Origin of the sequence: Trinickia sp. LjRoot230 (assembly GCF_964253315.1) — a bacterium.
GTDB lineage: Bacteria > Pseudomonadota > Gammaproteobacteria > Burkholderiales > Burkholderiaceae > Trinickia.
The window spans coordinates 1,510,202-1,527,788 of record NZ_CAXUQX020000002.1 but is presented as its reverse complement, the minus strand read 5'-3'; the positions used below and the strand labels follow the sequence as shown (position 1 = coordinate 1,527,788).

The window sequence follows — 17,587 nt, the reverse complement described above, 5'->3', positions numbered from 1 at the left end:
ATGACATCTCATTCAAGCGATCTGGTCCGCGCATTCAAGGTCATCGAACAGCTCGAAGACAAACTCGATGCCATCAGCGAAGCGCACGCGCAACCCATCGCCATCGTCGGCATGGCCTGCCGCTTTCCCGGTGCGGAGAACCTCGATGCTTATTGGGACTTGCTTTGCGAAGGACGCGAAGCAGTGTCGGACGTGCCGCCAGAGCGCTGGGATATCGACGCGCTCTATCACGCCGACCCCGACGCACCCGGCAAGATGTCGACACGCCGAGGCGGTTTCATCGACGGCGTCGACCTGTTCGACGCAGCATTTTTTAATATTTCCCCTCGCGAAGCGGCATTGATGGACCCGCAGCAGCGCTTGCTGCTCGAACTGTCCTGGAGCGCGCTCGAGCACGCCGCCATTGCCCCCACCAGCCTCGAAGGCTCGGACGCAGGTGTGTTCGCCGGTGTCACCTGCTCCGACTATATGCGTATGGCCGCGCAGAACCCGGCGAATCTGAACGCCTACTGGGGCACTGGCAGTGTGTCGAGCGTTATCGCGGGGCGCATTGCCTACACGCTCGGGCTGCATGGACCGTGCGTTTCGATCGATACCGCCTGTTCGTCGGCGCTCGTTGCCATTCATCATGCGGTGCGAAGCTTGCGCACCGGCGAATGCGGCATCGCGCTTGCGGTCAGTGCGAACCTGGTGCTCGCGCCCGAAGCGACGATTGCATTCTCAAAAGCACGCATGATGTCGCCCGACGGCCGCTGCCAGACGTTCGACGAACGCGCCAACGGCTATGTTCGCTCGGAAGGCGCCGCGGCGCTCGTGCTCAAAACACTGCAACGTGCGCGCGCAGACGGTGACCGCATACACGCCATCATCCGCGGCAGCGCGATCAATCAGGATGGTGCAAGTTCGGGATTGACGGTGCCCAATGGTCTCGCCCAAGCCGCGTTGATTCGTCGCGCGCTCGAGGATGGCCGCGTCAAACCAGAGGAAGTCGGCTACATCGAGGCACACGGCACCGGCACGCCGCTTGGCGATCCAATCGAAGTACAGGCATTGGGTGACGTGTTCCGTGCGAGCCATAGCCCGCGTGACCCGGTGTACCTTGGCTCCGTGAAAAGCCTGATCGGCCACCTTGAACTCGCGGCCGGCATGGCCGGCGTCATCAAGCTTGTCTTGTCGCTCGAACACGACACGATTCCCGGTTACCCTCGGTTAGGACAACTCAATTCCCGCGTCGCGTGGGAGCAACTGCCGTTGTCGGTCGTGCGCGAACCTGTAGCCTGGCCGGTCGCGCGCCGCATCGGCGGAGTGAGCAGCTTTGGATTCAGCGGCACCAACGCCCATGTCGTGATCGAAGGCGCGCCGTATATGGCGCACGCTGACGGCGCGACTTCGACCGAAAGCGCCCAGCAACCCCTGCATTTGCTTTGCCTTTCCGCTCGCAGTGAAACGGCGCTGACCGCACTCGCACACCGGTACGCCGACTATCTCACCAAGGAGCCAACGCTCGATATCGATGCAGTCTGCTATACGGCGGCGAACGGCCGAGCGCATTTGCCACATCGCCTCGCGGTGACAGCGTCAAATGCTGCGGAGTTCGCAGCGCATCTTCGTCACATCGAAGCGGTCGCACCACCCGCGCTCGCCCGGAATATCGCCCCGGCAGTCGAGCCGTTCGTCGTTTTCGCGTTTTCGGGCCAAGGCGCGCAGTACAGCGGGATGGCACATAGCCTCTATGAATTCCATCCCGTTTTCCGCGATGCGATCGACCAATGCGCCGCGGCGCTTGTCAATGAACTCGACGTGCCGTTATGCGACGTGCTCTGGGGCGGCGCAACGCATCGGCTTTCGGAAACTCGCTATACGCAGCCAAGCCTTTTCGCAGTCGAGTATGCATTGGCACGGCTATGGCAAAGCTGGGGCGTGAAGCCCGCTTTCGTCGTCGGTCACAGCATCGGCGAATTCGCGGCCGCATGCATCGCCGATGTCTTTAGCGTCGAGGACGGCGCACGGTTGGTGGCCGCGCGTGGCCGGCTGATGCAGGCATTGCCCGCGGGCGGTGCGATGGCAGCGCTCGCGGCGCCGCGTGAAGCCGTCGCCGCAGCCATCATCGGCTTCGAGGGCGAGTTGTCAATTGCCGCGTGCAATGCGCCAATGCAAACGGTCCTCTCCGGCAAGCGCGAGGCGCTGCTCACCGCCTGCCAGCGCCTTCGGGACACGCTTGGCATCGACGAGCCACGGCTGCTCGATGTCTCGCACGCGTTTCATTCGCCGCTGATGCGCCCGATGCTGGAGGCGTTTCGCGAGGTAGCCAATTCCGTCTCGTATGCACCCGCAAACTGCGGCTTTGTGTCCACGGTAACCGGAGCGCTCGCAACCGATATCGTTAGTACACCGAACTATTGGGTCGATCACGTGCTCGCGCCAGTCGACTTCGCGCGCGCAATGGCCACACTCGCCGAACATCGGGCCGCTATCGTGCTCGAAATCGGCCCCGGTACGACGCTGGCCGCGCTGGCACGCGCTTGCACGATCGAGCAACCCGTTCACGCAATCGCGTCGCTGCGTCGCGGCAGCGGTGACTGGCAGACACTGCTCGCGGCACTCGGCCAACTGTTTGTCGCTGGCGTGCACGCCGATTGGCGGCGCGCGGGCCGACTCGAGCAGCCCGCGCCGCAGCGGCTGGTACTGCCCGGTTATCCGTTCGAACGGGTACGGCATTGGTTGCCCGAGACACCGGCAACGCACGCCGGCTCGGAGCTTGCGCTTACCGTCGCAAGTGCACGCGCCGCTCACCCCCTGCTGGGGAACCCTGTTCGAGCCGCTGTGATCGGGCCCGACGAGGCGCTCTTTCAATCACTGCTGTCAACGCGCGAGCGCGCGTTTTTACGCGATCACCGCGTCTACGGCAAGATCGTCGTGCCGGCGGCCGCGTATCTCGACATGGCACTTGCCGCAGCCGCAGCGCAGTATCCAGACCGCGAAACAACGCTGATCGACGTATCGATCCAGGCAGCGTTGGTGCTCGCACAAGAGCGGCCAACGCTCGTACAAACGGTGCTGACGCGCAGCGTCGATACGCGTCGCTTCGCGTGGCGCATCGTCAGCCTTCCGGGCGAGTCCATCGACGACGGCGATACCGATGCGTCGGCCTCCGCTGAGTGGCGGGTACACGTATCGGGCGAACTCGACCCGGCGCTATCGACAGCGCACAGCCAGACCCACCGCGCGCAAGCACAGATCGACTTGACGGCGTTATCGTCACGGTTTGCGCGTGCCGGCACGTCGATCGACGTCGATGCCTTTTACGAACGCTACGCTGCGCTCGGGCTCGACTACGGCCCCGCGTTTCGCAGCGTACGCAGCGTTTCGCGTATCGCGGCGGAGCGTGCAAGCCTCGCTTGCGTCGCGGTCGCTGCGGCGGACCTGAACCGGCATGTGATTCATCCGGCCCTACTCGACGGTTGCTTTCAGGCCGTTGGCGCGATCTTCCCCGATCTCGGCGCGGATATCGCTTACCTTCCGGTCGCTGTCGAACGCCTAAGCGTGCACGGCACCGTCGGCAGCGAACTATGGAGCCACGCCGTCGCGCGCGAGCGCACGCCAGGCGACACACGCGTCACGGCCGACCTCCGCTTGTACGACGGCGGTGGGCGCTTGATTGCGTCGATCGAAGGCCTTCAGGCCGTGCCGGTGGACCGCCGCGCACTGACGTTCGCCACGGCCGCATGGAAGCGGATGCTCTATAGCCGCAATTGGATGCCGCAGCCCCGTCCTGCTTCAATGAAGCGAGCCGACATTGGCGGCGGTTGGCTGTTACTCGCCGACCGCACGCCGCGTGCGCGGCAACTTGCCGATGCATTGACTCGTCGCGATCAGATCGTCGTGCTGATCGATCGTGAGGAGTCCGAACGAATGACACGCGGCGACATCACGCATACGATCGAAGCACGCTTCACGCAGCACAAAATACCGCTTGCGGGCGTGGTTCTCCTGTCTTCCACAGAGAGCGAGGCCGGGCGCGATATTCAGGACAACGAAGTAACCGACGCATTCGAGCGGGCGCAAGCCCAGACCTGTATGCGCGCGCTGGCCCTCACGCAAGCGCTCGGCACGCTCCAGCACGAAGCCACCGCCCCGCGTCTTTGGTTCGTAACCGCCGGCGCCCAGACGGTCGATGGCGAAGGTCCAGCCGATGCCGTACAAGCGATGCTATGGGGTCTCGCGCGCACGGCAGCACTCGAATATCCGTCGCTCCGCTGCACTTGCATCGATCTGCCGCCACACGAGAGCGCGTTGCCGTCCGATCTCGTGGACGAATTGCTGGCCCCCGCCGCCGAGCCGCAGATCGCATATCGACGTGCACGTCGCTATGTCGCGCGACTTGCGGCACTTAAGTCGCTGCCGCGCGCGCATCTGCTTACGAGGCCCAAGGACGCCTTCCGTCTGCGGGCAACCGAGTACGGCGCATTCGATCGGCTCGCGTTGATTCCATTCGAACGTATCACGCCGAGCGATCAGGAAGTCGAGATCGAAGTCTGTGCATCGGCGCTGAACTTCAAGGATGTCCTCTTTAGCCTCGGCATGCTGCGCGAATTCAGCGAACGTCATGGCATTATTGCCGCGCTCGATCAGCCGCTCGGATTCGAATGCGCCGGAAAGATCGTACGCATCGGCGCTGGCGTGCGGCATCTCCGCGTGGGCGACGACGTCGTCGCGATGGCGCCATCGGCAATGTCGAGCCATGTCGTCATCGACAGCCGACTCGTGCATCGCAAGCCCGCTGCCATCAGCTTCGAAGCGGCAGCGGCGTTGCCTACCGTATTCATGACGGCGATCCACAGCCTCGAGCGCCTCGCGCATATCCAACCGGGCGAGCGCGTATTGATTCACGCTTGCGCGGGCGGTGTCGGCCAAGCTGCGCTGCAAATCGCGCAGCGTGCCGGTGCGATCGTCTATGGCACCGCAAGCCCCGCGAAATGGGATGTCCTCAAACGCCAGGGCGTGGCGCACGTCATGCACTCGCGCAACGTTGAGTTCGCCGGCGAGATCATGCGCGTCACTCAAGGCCATGGCGTCGATATCGTCGTCAATAGCTTGAGTGGGCCGTTCATAGAGAAGAGCGCCGACGTGCTGGCACCGGGCGGACGTTTCATCGAGATCGGCAAAATCGGCATCTGGAGCGCCGAACAGATGGCAGCCTATCGCCCGGACATCGTCTATCGGTCGTTCGATCTCGGCGAACTCGACGACACGGCCGGCGGCTTGCAAGCCGACTTGCTCGGCGAAGTCATGCGTCGAATCGATGCCGGCGAACTGCACCCGCTACCCAGCAAAGCGTTCCCGATTGAGCGTGCTGACGCCGCCTTCCGATACCTGGCGCAGGCCAACCAAATCGGCAAGGTCGTACTGACTGTTAGCAGTCCTAACGAAATATCGGCGCCGTCGACAGATACGGTCCGTTCCGATCGCAGCTATCTCGTGACAGGCGGGCTCGGCACACTCGGTCGCGAAGTCGCCAAGTGGCTCGCGGCGCGCGGCGCACGCCAGATCGTGCTGGCGAGCCGGCACCCTGTTGAAAGCGCAGTTGAATCGCTCGCAACCGAACTGGGCGATGCTCAACTATTCGCATGGCCAGTGGACGTGGCGGATGCGGCAAGCGTGGCATCGCTGATCGATCGCATGAAACGCGAGTTGTTGCCGCTCGCAGGCATCGTTCACGCGGCAGGACTGCTTGAAGACGGCACGCTTGCGAATCAGGGCTGGCCGCAATTCGAGCGCGTACTGACCGCGAAGGCCGCCGGCGCGTGGCATTTGCATCGCGCCACGCAGCACTTGCGACTCGATTTATTCGTGATGTTTTCCTCGATCGCATCGGTGTTCGGTGCGCCGGGTCAAGCGAATTACGCCGCCGCCAACGCCAGCCTCGATGCGCTCGCGCACTATCGCCGCGCACAGGGGCTCCCGGCAACATCGATCAATTGGGGCCCGTGGGACGCGGGCGGCATGGCCGAGCGCACCCGCGTGGCCAATGAAGCGCGCTTTGCGGCAGTCGGCCTTAGACGGCTGTCGGTGACAGATGGCGTAGAGATTCTCGAGTACGCGGCGCTTAGCGATCTCGCGCAAGTCGTCGTCGCCGACGTCGCATGGGAGCGTTTCATGCGCACGGCCGTCCAGCCCGAGTCCGCGGCGTTTTATGCGCTCGTCGGCCAGCCTCCGGCACCGGGTCAGGCGAGTAGCGGCAACGTGATCGCGAAGCTGCATCAAGCCGAGCCCGATGCGCGCGCCGCACTGCTGACCGAAGCATTGCGCGGCTTCATCGCTTCCGTCGTCGGGCTGCCATCGCCACAAATGATCGACAGCGCGACCCCGTTGCGCACGCTTGGCATCGATTCTCTGATGGCCGTCGAACTCAAGCACAAGCTCGAACAGGCGCTGCATTGCACCCTTGAAGCGGCTGTGCTCGTCGAGCATCCGACGCTGGACGCGCTGTGCGCCTATCTGCTCGATGTCGCACTCGCTGGCGCGCAGCCACAGCCTGCTGCCCGTTCTGCGGCACCCGCTTACGCCGATGAATCGTTAGGTGTACTAAGCGATGAAGTCATCGACATCGCGCACCGACGAATTGGCATTTGCCGTTGGCAAGCAAGCGAATCGGCACCGCTGGCCGTATGCGTGCACGGCATCCTCGACCAGGCGGCGATCTGGAACAACGTTGCGGTCGAACTCGTTTCGCACGGCATCGGTGTACTCGCACCGGACTTGCGCGGCCACGGCAGGTCGAGCCATGCCCCGGCTGGTGCGAGCCTGACCGCGCTCGACTTCGTGACCGATCTGGCCGATGTGCTCGAGCGCGAAGCGCTGACGGAGCCATTCATACTGATCGGCCATTCAACAGGCGCAGCCGTCTGCGCACTGTATGCGGCATTGCATCCCGAACGCGTCGCGCATCTCGTGATGATCGAACCGATTGCACCGACGCTGCGCAGCACGCTCGATCCGCTCGAACGAATCGCCACTGATTTGCGCTACCTCCGTACCGCACCGGAGCACCCCGTCTACCCCGACCTTCCAAGCGCCGCGCGCATGCTGTCGATCAATCATCCAAAGCTCGACGAAGCGTCGGCGCTTGCATTGGCGCGCCGCATTGCTGTCGACGTACCGGGCGGTGTCAGCTGGGCGTGGGACGCCCGGTTGCGCAATCAATTCGGCGTCGATCTGTCGCTTGCGTTCGACGAATATCTCGCGGTGCTGCGCTCGCTGCGTATGCCATCAACCCGCATCTACGGAAAATCGAGCGCGTTCGCGGACACACCGGCTCTGCTCGCTCCGCTTGTCGCGTTGCCTGCTTCGAGCCATGTGTTCATCGAGGGCGGCCACAACCTTCACACCGATGCGGCAACGGCACTCGCCGGGCACATCGCCGCGTGCTTCGATGCACGTTTCGACAAACTTACGCAGGAATAACACCATGCATAACTATTACGATGCGATACAGACACTGGCCGACGTGCCCGATCTGCATGGCAACGCTCCCGCACTGATCTTTGGGGAATGCACGGCTACCTATGACGAACTTTCAGCAAACGCGAACCGTGTTGCCAACGCGCTCGTCGATCTAGGTCTTGCCCCTGGCGCGCGCATCGCGTTCGTCGGGCTCGATAGCGAAAAGAGCTACGAACTGCTGTTCGGATGCGCCCGCGCCGGGATGGTGTTTGTGCCGATCAACTGGAAACTGGGTGTGGACGAAATTGCATTCGTTCTCGACGATGCCGAAACACAAGCGCTATTCGTCACGCCCGAGCTGGTCGAAGCTGCGCGCACGTGGTGTTCGAAGCTTGGCCGCGTGCGCACGGCCATCGTCATGGACAGCAGCACATCGCAGGAAGGGTTCATCGATTACTCGACATGGCGCGATGCCGCGTCGACCGAACGCCCGACATTCAGCGCGACGCCCGACGCACCAGTCGTGCAGGTCTATACGAGTGGAACCAGCGGCCGGCCGAAGGGCGTCGTGCTTGCGCACCGCGGCTTCCTCGATCTGATACGCGAGATCGTGCGGGCCGGTGACGAATTCATTTCATGGCGCCCGGGCGACGTCGGTTTGTTAGCACTGCCAACCTTTCATGTCGGCGGGCTCTGGTGGACCGTTCACAATCTCGTCAACGCTTCGGCGGGCGTCGTGCTCAAGGCATTCGGCGGCGCCGCTGCACTCGCCGCGATAGAACGTCATCGCATCACCAAGCTCGCATTCGTGCCGGCCATGCTGCAATTCGTGCTTTCGGAGCCTGCCGTCGCATCGACGAATCTGTCATCGGTGGACCTCATCATCTACGGCGGGTCACCGATGCCCGCGCCGCTGCTTGCGAAAGCGCAGTCGGTGTTTCGCTGCGACTTTGCGCAAAACTATGGCTTATCGGAAACGACGAATATGGCCATTTTCATGCCGCCAAGCGAACATGCGGCAATGAGCGGCGAGCGCGCGAGTGCGGCGGGCCGACCGCTCAGAGGTGTGCAATTGCGCATCGTCGACCGCGAGCGGCGAGACGTCGCGCCCCAGCAGCGCGGCGAGATCGTGTTTAACACGCCGAGCCGCATGCTCGAATACTGGAAGCGCCCGAAGGAAACAGCCGAAACCCTGTCGGACGGATGGATATTTACCGGCGATGCTGGTTATCTCGACGCTGACGGCTATCTGCATATCACCGACCGCATCAAGGACCTGATCATTTCGGCCGGCGAAAACATTTCTCCGGCCGAACTCGAGCAGGCGCTGCATATGCATCCGCAGATCGAAGAGGCCGCAGTCATCGGCATTCCAGATCGGCGCTGGGGAGAAGTCCCTGTTGCGTATGTGGTTACCAAGCCGGACTCTGGGTTGACCAAGGGCGACGTCATGGCGCACGCGCGCGCGCATATCGCCTCGTTCAAGATGCTTTATGACGTATTTCTTGTCGAACGCCTGCCGCGCAACTCGACCGGCAAAGTCTTGAAGCGCGTGCTGCGCGAGCCGCATTGGGTCGGCCACGATCGGCTGGTGAACTGAATGTTACCGACGTGCTACCGGTGCCAGCAGCGTTGCCCGCCCCGATTTCGATTGTTTTGCACGGCCGACAAATCATTTCACAGAATCAGTATTTATCCTGATTGCCCCGGCGCATAAAGTTACTCCTGTCGCAGCACTGATCGTCAGCGCCGCAATCAATCGACAGGAGCATCACCATGAAACGCACGCTTACCGCCGCAGTTTTGATTTCCCTCGCCGCTGCCAGCACCGCCGCATTTGCAGACGGCAGCATTGGCCGCTCGGGCTCGTACAACGATCAAGCATGGATTGGCACGAGCGCAAAGACCCGCGCGGAAGTGCGCGCCGAGTTGGTTGCCGCACAACGCGACGGCACGTTGCCTTCGATGAACAAGCAAAGCTATCCGAACATCGGGCTCGAAGGGCAAACTCAAGCCGCTCGTATCGCTGCGCAAGAAGGCAACGCGGGCGTATCGCTCGCCAATAAGTAACCGGTATGCACGGCGAACCAAGAGGCGCCACGATGTTCGACTACAGTTCATCGCTGCTCGATCATTGGGCCACCGACACGCCGCTCTGGGTTCCGTTCTCGCCGCGGCTGCAATCCGCCGCGGCGAGCGGAACGCCTAGGACGTCTAACGACGCGGAACACCGTCGCGCCACCGCTCCCAATGCGTCACGATGTCCTGGACGAGCGGATTACCGGCCAGATACAAGTTCGCGACAGCCGGACCAAATCCGCCCTGGTCTTGATAGTTGAGCAGGTTGTCGGCGCTCGTCTGCCCCGCGTAGGGACGATCGAAGTCCGATCCGGAACGCAGCACCGCAACGCGGTTTAGATCGACACGCTGCGCGCTCGCCGCACGCTTGAGCGCTTCATAGGTTGCGTTGTCTTCCTGCTGCGTCGTGCAGTAGACGCCCTTGCGGTCGGTCATGATCTTCGTCCATTCGCGCGCGCGCTCGCCGAGCAGTGTGCCGGACCACCAGGTGTCGCCCGCGAGGGTATCGCACTGAATGACGGCCGGTGGCCAATTTGCCGGACCATAGTTGTACTTGGCCCGCGCCGCCTGCGCTTGCGCGCTATCCGACAGCACGACATTGCGCGATAACGCAAACGCGGCGTCGGCAAGATCGGTGTTCAGCTTGAATACTTCGGTGCGATAGTCGAGCGGCGGCTTTTGCGTCGGACTTTTCGTATTGATGCCGAGATAACCGGTTTTCCACCCGGCCGGGATTTCACGGCCGTCGAGTTCCCATTGAATGCCGAAATCAACGAGATATTTGGCCCATGCCGCGGAGCCAATCGTGCCTTGGGCCGGGTCGATGCCGGCAATACCTGCCACCAGGAAGTAGGTGTGCCGCAAATCGAAACGTTGCGAGAAAGCCAATGCCATGATCGACGCGGCCGCATTCGCGTGGCCCATACCCGTCGTCATCACGCAAACCGCCTGCGCATTGCAATGCACGTCGGGATAATCGGGCGACAGCCCTGCGATCTTCACCGCCTTCCACGGGCCGAGATGATCGAGCCATACCTGCCCTTCGGGCCCGAACATCGAAATAATCATTACCTTGACTGGGTGGCCATGGGAATCGGATTCGGAAAAACTATCGGCACTGTCTTGCGCGTTGGAGGCCGTCGCAGCACATGCTGCAAGTGCCAACGCGCCGATCGACAAAATGGAGCGAGTAAGCATAGACGTTCCTTCTGATTCGAAAATGTTGAGAAGAAAACCGCTAGCCACTGCGGGTACCACTGACGTTTGGAGACGTCAGCCGGCACAGAGTACTACTGAGTTGGACAACAAAGCACTATTCGCTTGAGTTCCAAGTTACGACGCTGGCCTACACGATGACGCTGGTCTGCGGCTCGAACACGGAAAATGCCCCGGCTTCGCCCAAGACCTCCTTCAGCTCGCGCTCCACGGTGCGACAAAGCATTGAAATCGGCACGTCATTGGCGCCGCCCTCGAACGGGTTCTCGGTGCTACAGCCGACCTGTTCCAGCGAGGTGTACATCCACGACACCATCACACTGAAAGGAACGACGAGCCAAATCATGTTGCCATGCATGAGCCCGGTGACGCCATCGTTAAGCTTGTTGAACTCTTGCAGCAAGCCAAACGGAAAAATGAGGCAAAAGAACCGCACGAACAATGTGTTCACCGTTGCGTACTGACGAGGATAAGGAAAATTTTTGAGTTGCTCGGCTTTGGCCTGCTGCGTAATCAAATCCCGAAGCGCCCGTTCCATTTCCATGTAGAAGTTGCTGCTGATCCGCCCGGATGCAAGTAATCGGCTGATCGCGGCACTCTGCAAGCTGATGACCGTGGCGGCCTTGTTCACACTTGATAGAACTTGCGTAAGCTCGGCTTTCGGCAAATACGCCGGCAACACGTCTTCAATTGCCACTTCCCGCTCGGGAATCCGATAGAAGCGTTGATATTCGATATTGAATGACCGGTTCATACTTTCCCAGACGCGCGGTTGCCTAAGTTCATAACGTAACGCCGTCAGCCACGCGAAATGCCGGTATATCAGCTCTTTCGAGCGTTCGAAATCGTCGGGAAAATCTCTTGCGATCATGCCCCAGACCCGACTCGCGCTCAAGATCGAAGTCCAAACAGCTTGCGCTTCCATCGCGCGATTGTAAGTCTGGACGTTCTTGAATCCGACCACGAACGAGGTGGCGGTGCCGAGCAACGCAACAACCGTCATCGGTATGGACAACCAGGCAAGACCAAAAAATTTATAGAGAATAACTGGCACGCTCGCCCAAAGAGCGAGCCCGTAAATCTGCCTCCTGGTCCAGATAAGGAACTCAGAAAACTTGTACGATTTTCCCAGATGCATGACGATTGGAGCGGCAAACCGCCCAGAATAGGAGTGGCTAATCCGTCAGGAATGCGGGCTCGTGCGCAGCGGTCTCGACATCAATCGACCGTTGCTCATCACTGAGCGCGGCGGCTTCTGTTTCGACCATCGACTCGACCCCGAACCCCGCCAGGCGCCACGCGTCGATACCGCCGGCAAGCGGCAGTGCAAGCTTGACGCCGGCTAGCCGCAAGCGCTTGGCCATCCGCGCCGCGGATACGTCATTTGGACATGAACAATAGATGACTAGCGTCCGATTTGTGCCGTAGCGCGCAACCAGCTTCCGCAGCTTCCGTTCATCGGCAAGCACCGCGCCGGGGATGACCACCGGATCGAGCGTGCGCCGTTCGCGGGAGCGGATATCGAAGACGACGGGACGCGGGTTGCCCGCGAGTAGTGCATGCAACTCGCCCGCGCTGATCCGCGCTTTTTCGAGCGCTTTTGCCAACAGGATGCGCCGGCAATATCGATATGCGATATACGACGCGAGCACGATGCCAAGCAAGCCGAATGCTGGCCGGCCAAGCCGGGGGACCAGCGCAAATATCATGTCGATTTGCGAAGCGAATATTCCGCCGACGGCCAATCCAACCGATGCCCAAAGCGCGACGCCCACACAATCGTGCGAAACGAAGGAGCGCAATCTGACCGCCATCGCACCGCATAGCGGCACTGCAACGAGTGAGAGGCCGGGTACGAATCGCGCGACGATCAGGACTCGGACACCCCAGCGCCCAAAGAATCGCTCCGTCTTCCTGACGCATTTTTCGCGTGACAGCGACAGTTTGCAAACGGCATGAAGCGTGCGTTCACCATATCGCCTACCCCCCTGAAACCAAATCAGATCCCCAACCACACCACCGATAACAGCGGCGCCCAGCATCATGGCGAAATGCGACAACGTCGACGATAAAACAGTTGTGGCTATCGTAACGCCGGCCCCAACCGTGATCAGTGTCGGCATGACAGGCAGCGGCAAACCTAGCGAAGCGCCAAGCACATTGAGGAAGACGACCAACACTCCGTACCGCGCGATCAGTTCATGCGACAACATGGTCACCCTCCTTCTGGCTCGAGAGGCGCGATCAGGCTTTCATCAACCTGACGCCTGACAGTTCTTCCTCGGGCGAACGCCTCGTTTCTGATACAGCTTCCTTGACGGGGCCAGCGGTGTCGTCGATTTCCGGTCGATAGCGGTGCACGTCCCGCGTGACAAAGCCTATTTCGCGGCTGGGAATATCGAGCCACTCGGGGTGCCCTAACGAACGGCGAATATCCTCTAGACCGCTCGCCCAATGTTCGCGCATCGTATCCTTGCTGAATTCATAGTCCTTGTAGTGCCCCTCGAACGACTTGTTCTTGTAGATCAGATGCACGACGTTCACCGCGCTGCCATCGGCCGTTTTCTGCGCCTCCCGAATCAACGGATGAGCAAGCCGCACCTTCTCGGGAATGTGCTCGAGCAACGCCTTGATCATCTGCGCATGCTTCTGGTTCTGCGACATGAATGCCGTGATCGCCCGCGTGCGGCTCGAGTACTGAATATCTTTGGTACGCTCGCTGACGTCCAGAAAGTCGCCTGGCAGTTTGCCTCGAGAGCTCCACAGATCAACCTGGAAAACGAGCGTGTCCTTGTGCTGGCTTTCTTTGATGATCTCTGTGAGCGGGGTATTGGAAACAAGCCCTCCGTCCCAGTAAAACTCTCCATCGATTTCAACGGCCGGAAAACCCGGTGGCAACGCACCCGATGCAATGAAATGTTCCGGTGCCAGCCGCATCGTCGAATTGTCGAAATAGACGAGATTGCCCGTTCGCACGTTGACCGCTCCAACAGACACGCGAATGTTGCCGTCATTGATGCGATCGAAGTTGGCATATTTCAAAAGCGTTTCGCGCAATGCCGAGGTGTCGTAATGACTGACCTGATCGGGACGCTTCCTGATCAGACCTGCAAAAGGCGCGGGCATGCGTGGAGAAAAGAACCCCTGCTGACCTTCCAGCAGGGTGCGCGTGGCAGCCCACGCGCCTGACCACTTGCGCCCGATGTCTTCAAACCCGAGCCATGCGGGAATAAACGCGCCAACGTGCGACAAGGCATCCGCTGGTTGGCTGATGGTGTTCCAAAAGCCGCGCAGTGCCTCCGCTCGGTCCTCGGGTGCATTGCCTGCGATGATCGCGGTGTTCAGTGCACCAATGGATACCCCCGAGATCCGGGTCGGTTCGATACCGACTTCGGCGAGGCCTTCATAGACGCCCGCCTGATATGAGCCCAGTGCCCCGCCCCCTTGGAGCACGAGCCCGATTTCATGGTAAGGAGGCAGCTTCAGATGGTGGGGCTGCCGTAGCTTGTTACGCCGACTCGCATACATGTTCGTCTCCTTACTGCATGAACCAGCCGTGGCTGACCACAATAGACTGTCCGGTGAGCGCGTTCGACTCAAAACCGGCGAGGAATGCAACCGTGTTGGCGACATCCGCGAGCGATGTGAATCCACCGTCGACCGTCTCCCTCAACATCACGTCCTTCACCACTTGCTGCTCGGAAATCCCCAGCGCCTTCGCCTGTTCGGGAATCTGCTTGTCGACGAGCGGCGTTCTGACGAACCCTGGACACACGACGTTCGCGCGCACACCACGCGGCCCCCCCTCCTTCGCGACAACACGAGCGAGACCGAGCAGCCCGTGTTTTGCAGTCACATAGGCGGACTTGAGCTGCGACGCCTCGTGCGAGTGAACCGAGCCCATGTAGATCACTGCGCCACATCTGTTGGACGCATACATATGCTTGAGCGCGGCTTTGGTCGTGAGAAACGCACCGTCGAGGTGAATGGCCAGCATCTTCTTCCAGTCGGAAAATGCGTAGTCTTCGATCCGGTTGACGATCTGGATACCGGCATTGGACACGAGCACATCGAGGCCGCCCAGCCGGCTGACCGTTTCGGCAACGCCCGCATTGACCGCTTCTTCGCTGGTCACGTCCATGGCGACGGCGATCGCTTTGCCGCCCTTTGCAACGATGTCGTCAGCAACTCTTTGGGCGTTCGAGAGATTTAAATCCGCGATCACGGCCGTCGCGCCGTCTGCCGCGAGTTTGCGCGCGCACTGCTCACCAATACCGCTTGCCGCACCCGTGACGAGCGCAACTTTATCGTTCAATGACATAGGTCCTCCGCGAGAGATTACTGGTTGACTGCGAGTTTCATCGGCTCGGCCGGCGCGAGATAGTCGTAGGCCACTTCGCCGATATCAAGTGTGAGATTTGCAATGACATGGCGTGCGCCGATTACCTTGCGAACGGGAAGATCAGCGACCGATGCGAGTGCGTGCGGATGCAGCTCGAGCGCCGCGGGCCCTTCCCACGCGCCGGTGACTTCGACATCGCGCAAGAAGAAGCGCACCAGTTCGCAAATGCGCGCCGTTCCATCGACGTGCGGAATCACTTTGAGCAAATAATTCGGTGTGTCGGCGAGCTTGCGACGCTCGGCGGCCGTATCGATTGCGCGATACTTGTAGCCCATCGTTCCGGTGGCGATGCGCTGCGTGCCGTAGTCGAGCGTACCGAGCAGCGTATCCTTGCCATCGACGCACAATTTCGGTGACGCGAGCTTCTTGGGAAATCCCCAGATTTCCCGTCCGCCCGCAATAGGACCTTCGTCGTCCAGATACATAGCGTGCGTGAAGTTGGCGCGGTTCCCATCCTCATCGAGGACCGAGATCACCTGCCCGCTTTCCGTGTAGTCGCCGAACCCCGACGAATCGGGCATGCGAATGAATTCATAATGCACCGTCGCATTGTCGGCAATCAGGGGTTCCGGAACGACGGCCTTGAGCGCATCCATATCCGTCTCATACGAGACGATGAAGTACTCGCGATTGATGAAGCGAAAAGGCGGGCGCGGATATGCGGGATTGTGCACGGGCATCGCAAAGGCATTCTCGCGGATATCTTCTTCGGTCACGGGTCGATCCTCGGTTGGTGAAGTGCTGCGAACACGCGTTGCAACTGCGCTGCTGCCGAGACGAATGACATGCGTTCGCCTGGAGCAGTGAAGTCCGCTGCGCGCTTTCGCGCGATGCTTACGGTTGGCGTTACGGTTTCAGGCTGCCTGTGAGCGGCGAAGCCATTCGTCGAGGCCAATATGCCCCAGGCGCGCTTCGCCCAATGGCACCAGCGAATGCTCCTCGACGCGGCCGCCGAAGTATCGGGCCTCAGGATCACACACGACCTCACGCGGGTCGCCGATAGCCGACAGATACCGAGCGATGATTTCGTTGAACGGCGCGCGTTGCGCACCCGCGATCTCGACGATGCCGTTTCGCGGCGCGGCAAGCGCAACGTCGGCAACGATGGCAGCGACGTCATCTGCCGCGATCGGTTGGAACAGGCCGGGCGAGACCCTGACCGTATTGCCCTGCACGCTCGACGCGGCGATGCCGCCCAGGAATTCCAGAAACTGCGTCGAGCGGATGATCGTATAGGGAATGCCGGCCTTCTCGACCAGTTTCTCCTGCGCGACCTTGGCGCGGAAATAGCCGTTGTCGGGCGTCCGGTCCGTACCGACGATGGATAGCGCGACATGATGCTTGACGCCGGCTACGGCCTCCGCTGCGTGAATATTGCGGCCGGAGGCCTCGAAGAACTCGATCACCGCGTTATCTTCAAACGATGGCGAATTGGCGAGATCGATCACCACGTGCGCGCCGTTCATGGCCTCTTGAAGTCCTTCGCCCGTGATGCTGTTGATGCCGCTTTTGGGTGAGGCGGCGACGACCTCATGGCCGCCCTGGCGCAAAATGGCAACCGTCTTCGAGCCGATCAGGCCAGTGCCGCCGATGACAACGATCTTCATGATTCTCACTCCAGATGTCGTGAGCGGCGATGTGCCGCATGAAGTCATCGTAGTTGGACGCGGCTTGTCGCGGTAGACATGTACACAGACGCACGGTGTTGCCTCTGTGGCACCAATCGGAAGTCGAGCACCCTCGAGCGCCGGTCACACGAAAAATGCGCCGGTCTCGTCAGTCAACGACGGTCACGATATTGACAGTCCCTTGTCTGGCCATCTTTGCATACGGGCACAGGCGCTCTGTGTTTCGAACCAGCTCTTCGGCCACGCGCCGCTCGACACCCGGCATTTTGACCCGCAGGTCGACGACAAGCTCATATCCGCCATCCATGGGGTCGCGACCAAACGAAACCTGCGCTTCGACGACGGTGTCGTTCGTCTCCAGTCTGGCGCGTTGGCAGAGCAGATTCAGCGCGCCGTGAAAGCAAGCAGCAAAGCCCGCCGCGAACAATTGCTCGGGATTGGTCCCGTTTCCGGGCCCTCCGAGCTCCGGGGGCAACCGCAGTTCCATATTAAGATTGCCGTCGTCCGAACGCGCGACGCCGGACGCGCGGCCATGTCCCGTTTCGCCGCCGGAAACGGTGACTGTCGTTGTGTATAGCGGATGAAAATCCCGGCCTCGATATCTGTCGAGGAGCGATGCCGGGGGAGCTTGCAGTTTTTCCTTGTCCATCACGCATTCTCTATTTCTATGACGCTTGTTCGGACCTGGACCGAACGAGCGTTCGGAAATGGCAAACTGCCCGAACGATTTCTTCCCGAAAGCGGTCACCAACAACCGCGATCGTCGTCGCGCGCCTCAATTCCTGGTTAGACTACGGGGCAACGCCGTGCCCATGGTAGA

The 17,587-nt window shown here is 61.0% G+C and carries 11 protein-coding genes; 3 read left to right on the top strand and 8 right to left on the bottom strand.

Annotated features, from left to right (window positions below; translation table 11 throughout):
• The 3 genes from ACSQ20_RS25810 to ACSQ20_RS25800 all read left to right on the top strand — a co-directional run bounded on the left by ACSQ20_RS25810 (position 1) and on the right by ACSQ20_RS25800 (position 9,513).
• Positions 1-7,464 carry an alpha/beta fold hydrolase gene (locus tag ACSQ20_RS25810; protein WP_436025513.1) on the top strand — a complete coding sequence of 2,488 codons (7,464 nt, stop codon included), beginning with the start codon at positions 1-3 and terminating at the stop codon, positions 7,462-7,464.
• Positions 7,465-7,468: 4 nt separating this feature from the next.
• A complete protein-coding gene (locus ACSQ20_RS25805; RefSeq protein ID WP_436025511.1) occupies positions 7,469-9,043 on the top strand; it encodes a long-chain-fatty-acid--CoA ligase in 1,575 nt (524 codons plus the stop codon).
• Between the two features lie 176 nt (positions 9,044-9,219).
• Complete coding sequence (locus ACSQ20_RS25800) at positions 9,220-9,513, top strand: DUF4148 domain-containing protein (protein WP_436025509.1); 294 nt, start codon at positions 9,220-9,222, stop codon at positions 9,511-9,513.
• 144 nt (positions 9,514-9,657) lie between these two features.
• Here the strand turns inward: ACSQ20_RS25800 and ACSQ20_RS25795 are convergent, their stop codons facing one another.
• From ACSQ20_RS25795 to ACSQ20_RS25760, 8 genes are all read right to left on the bottom strand, one after another.
• Complete coding sequence (locus ACSQ20_RS25795; RefSeq protein WP_436025507.1) at positions 9,658-10,719, bottom strand: purine-nucleoside phosphorylase; 1,062 nt, start codon at positions 10,717-10,719, stop codon at positions 9,658-9,660.
• A 148-nt stretch (positions 10,720-10,867) separates the two neighbouring features.
• On the bottom strand, positions 10,868-11,875 hold the full coding sequence (locus ACSQ20_RS25790) for a bestrophin family protein (RefSeq protein WP_436025505.1): 1,008 nt from the start codon (positions 11,873-11,875) through the stop codon (positions 10,868-10,870).
• A gap of 37 nt (positions 11,876-11,912) precedes the next feature.
• Entirely contained in the window at positions 11,913-12,950 is a 1,038-nt protein-coding gene (locus ACSQ20_RS25785) for a DedA family protein/thiosulfate sulfurtransferase GlpE (protein ID WP_436025503.1), read from the bottom strand.
• A 31-nt stretch (positions 12,951-12,981) separates the two neighbouring features.
• Positions 12,982-14,265: a DUF3734 domain-containing protein gene (locus ACSQ20_RS25780; RefSeq protein WP_436025501.1), complete on the bottom strand. Its 1,284-nt coding sequence runs from the start codon at positions 14,263-14,265 to the stop codon at positions 12,982-12,984.
• Between the two features lie 10 nt (positions 14,266-14,275).
• Positions 14,276-15,058: a 3-hydroxybutyrate dehydrogenase gene (locus tag ACSQ20_RS25775; RefSeq protein WP_436025499.1), complete on the bottom strand. Its 783-nt coding sequence runs from the start codon at positions 15,056-15,058 to the stop codon at positions 14,276-14,278.
• A 17-nt stretch (positions 15,059-15,075) separates the two neighbouring features.
• On the bottom strand, positions 15,076-15,855 hold the full coding sequence (locus ACSQ20_RS25770) for an acetoacetate decarboxylase (protein ID WP_436025497.1): 780 nt from the start codon (positions 15,853-15,855) through the stop codon (positions 15,076-15,078).
• A 138-nt stretch (positions 15,856-15,993) separates the two neighbouring features.
• The gene (locus ACSQ20_RS25765) at positions 15,994-16,746 is read right to left on the bottom strand and encodes an SDR family oxidoreductase (RefSeq protein WP_436025495.1); all 753 of its coding nucleotides are present in this window, start codon (positions 16,744-16,746) and stop codon (positions 15,994-15,996) included.
• Between the two features lie 169 nt (positions 16,747-16,915).
• Positions 16,916-17,416 (bottom strand): Ohr family peroxiredoxin, encoded by a 501-nt coding sequence (locus tag ACSQ20_RS25760; RefSeq protein ID WP_436025915.1) that lies wholly within the window; start codon positions 17,414-17,416, stop codon positions 16,916-16,918.
• Between the last annotated feature and the right edge of the window lie 171 nt (positions 17,417-17,587).

Coding starts and splice junctions, on each gene's coding strand:
- ACSQ20_RS25810 (WP_436025513.1), top strand. CDS start 1: ATGACATCTCATTCAAGCGATCTGGTCCGCGCATTCAAGGTCATCGAA.
- ACSQ20_RS25805 (WP_436025511.1), top strand. CDS start 7,469: ATGCATAACTATTACGATGCGATACAGACACTGGCCGACGTGCCCGAT.
- ACSQ20_RS25800 (WP_436025509.1), top strand. CDS start 9,220: ATGAAACGCACGCTTACCGCCGCAGTTTTGATTTCCCTCGCCGCTGCC.
- ACSQ20_RS25795 (WP_436025507.1), bottom strand. CDS start 10,719: ATGCTTACTCGCTCCATTTTGTCGATCGGCGCGTTGGCACTTGCAGCA.
- ACSQ20_RS25790 (WP_436025505.1), bottom strand. CDS start 11,875: ATGCATCTGGGAAAATCGTACAAGTTTTCTGAGTTCCTTATCTGGACC.
- ACSQ20_RS25785 (WP_436025503.1), bottom strand. CDS start 12,950: ATGTTGTCGCATGAACTGATCGCGCGGTACGGAGTGTTGGTCGTCTTC.
- ACSQ20_RS25780 (WP_436025501.1), bottom strand. CDS start 14,265: ATGTATGCGAGTCGGCGTAACAAGCTACGGCAGCCCCACCATCTGAAG.
- ACSQ20_RS25775 (WP_436025499.1), bottom strand. CDS start 15,058: ATGTCATTGAACGATAAAGTTGCGCTCGTCACGGGTGCGGCAAGCGGT.
- ACSQ20_RS25765 (WP_436025495.1), bottom strand. CDS start 16,746: ATGAAGATCGTTGTCATCGGCGGCACTGGCCTGATCGGCTCGAAGACG.
- ACSQ20_RS25760 (WP_436025915.1), bottom strand. CDS start 17,416: ATGGACAAGGAAAAACTGCAAGCTCCCCCGGCATCGCTCCTCGACAGA.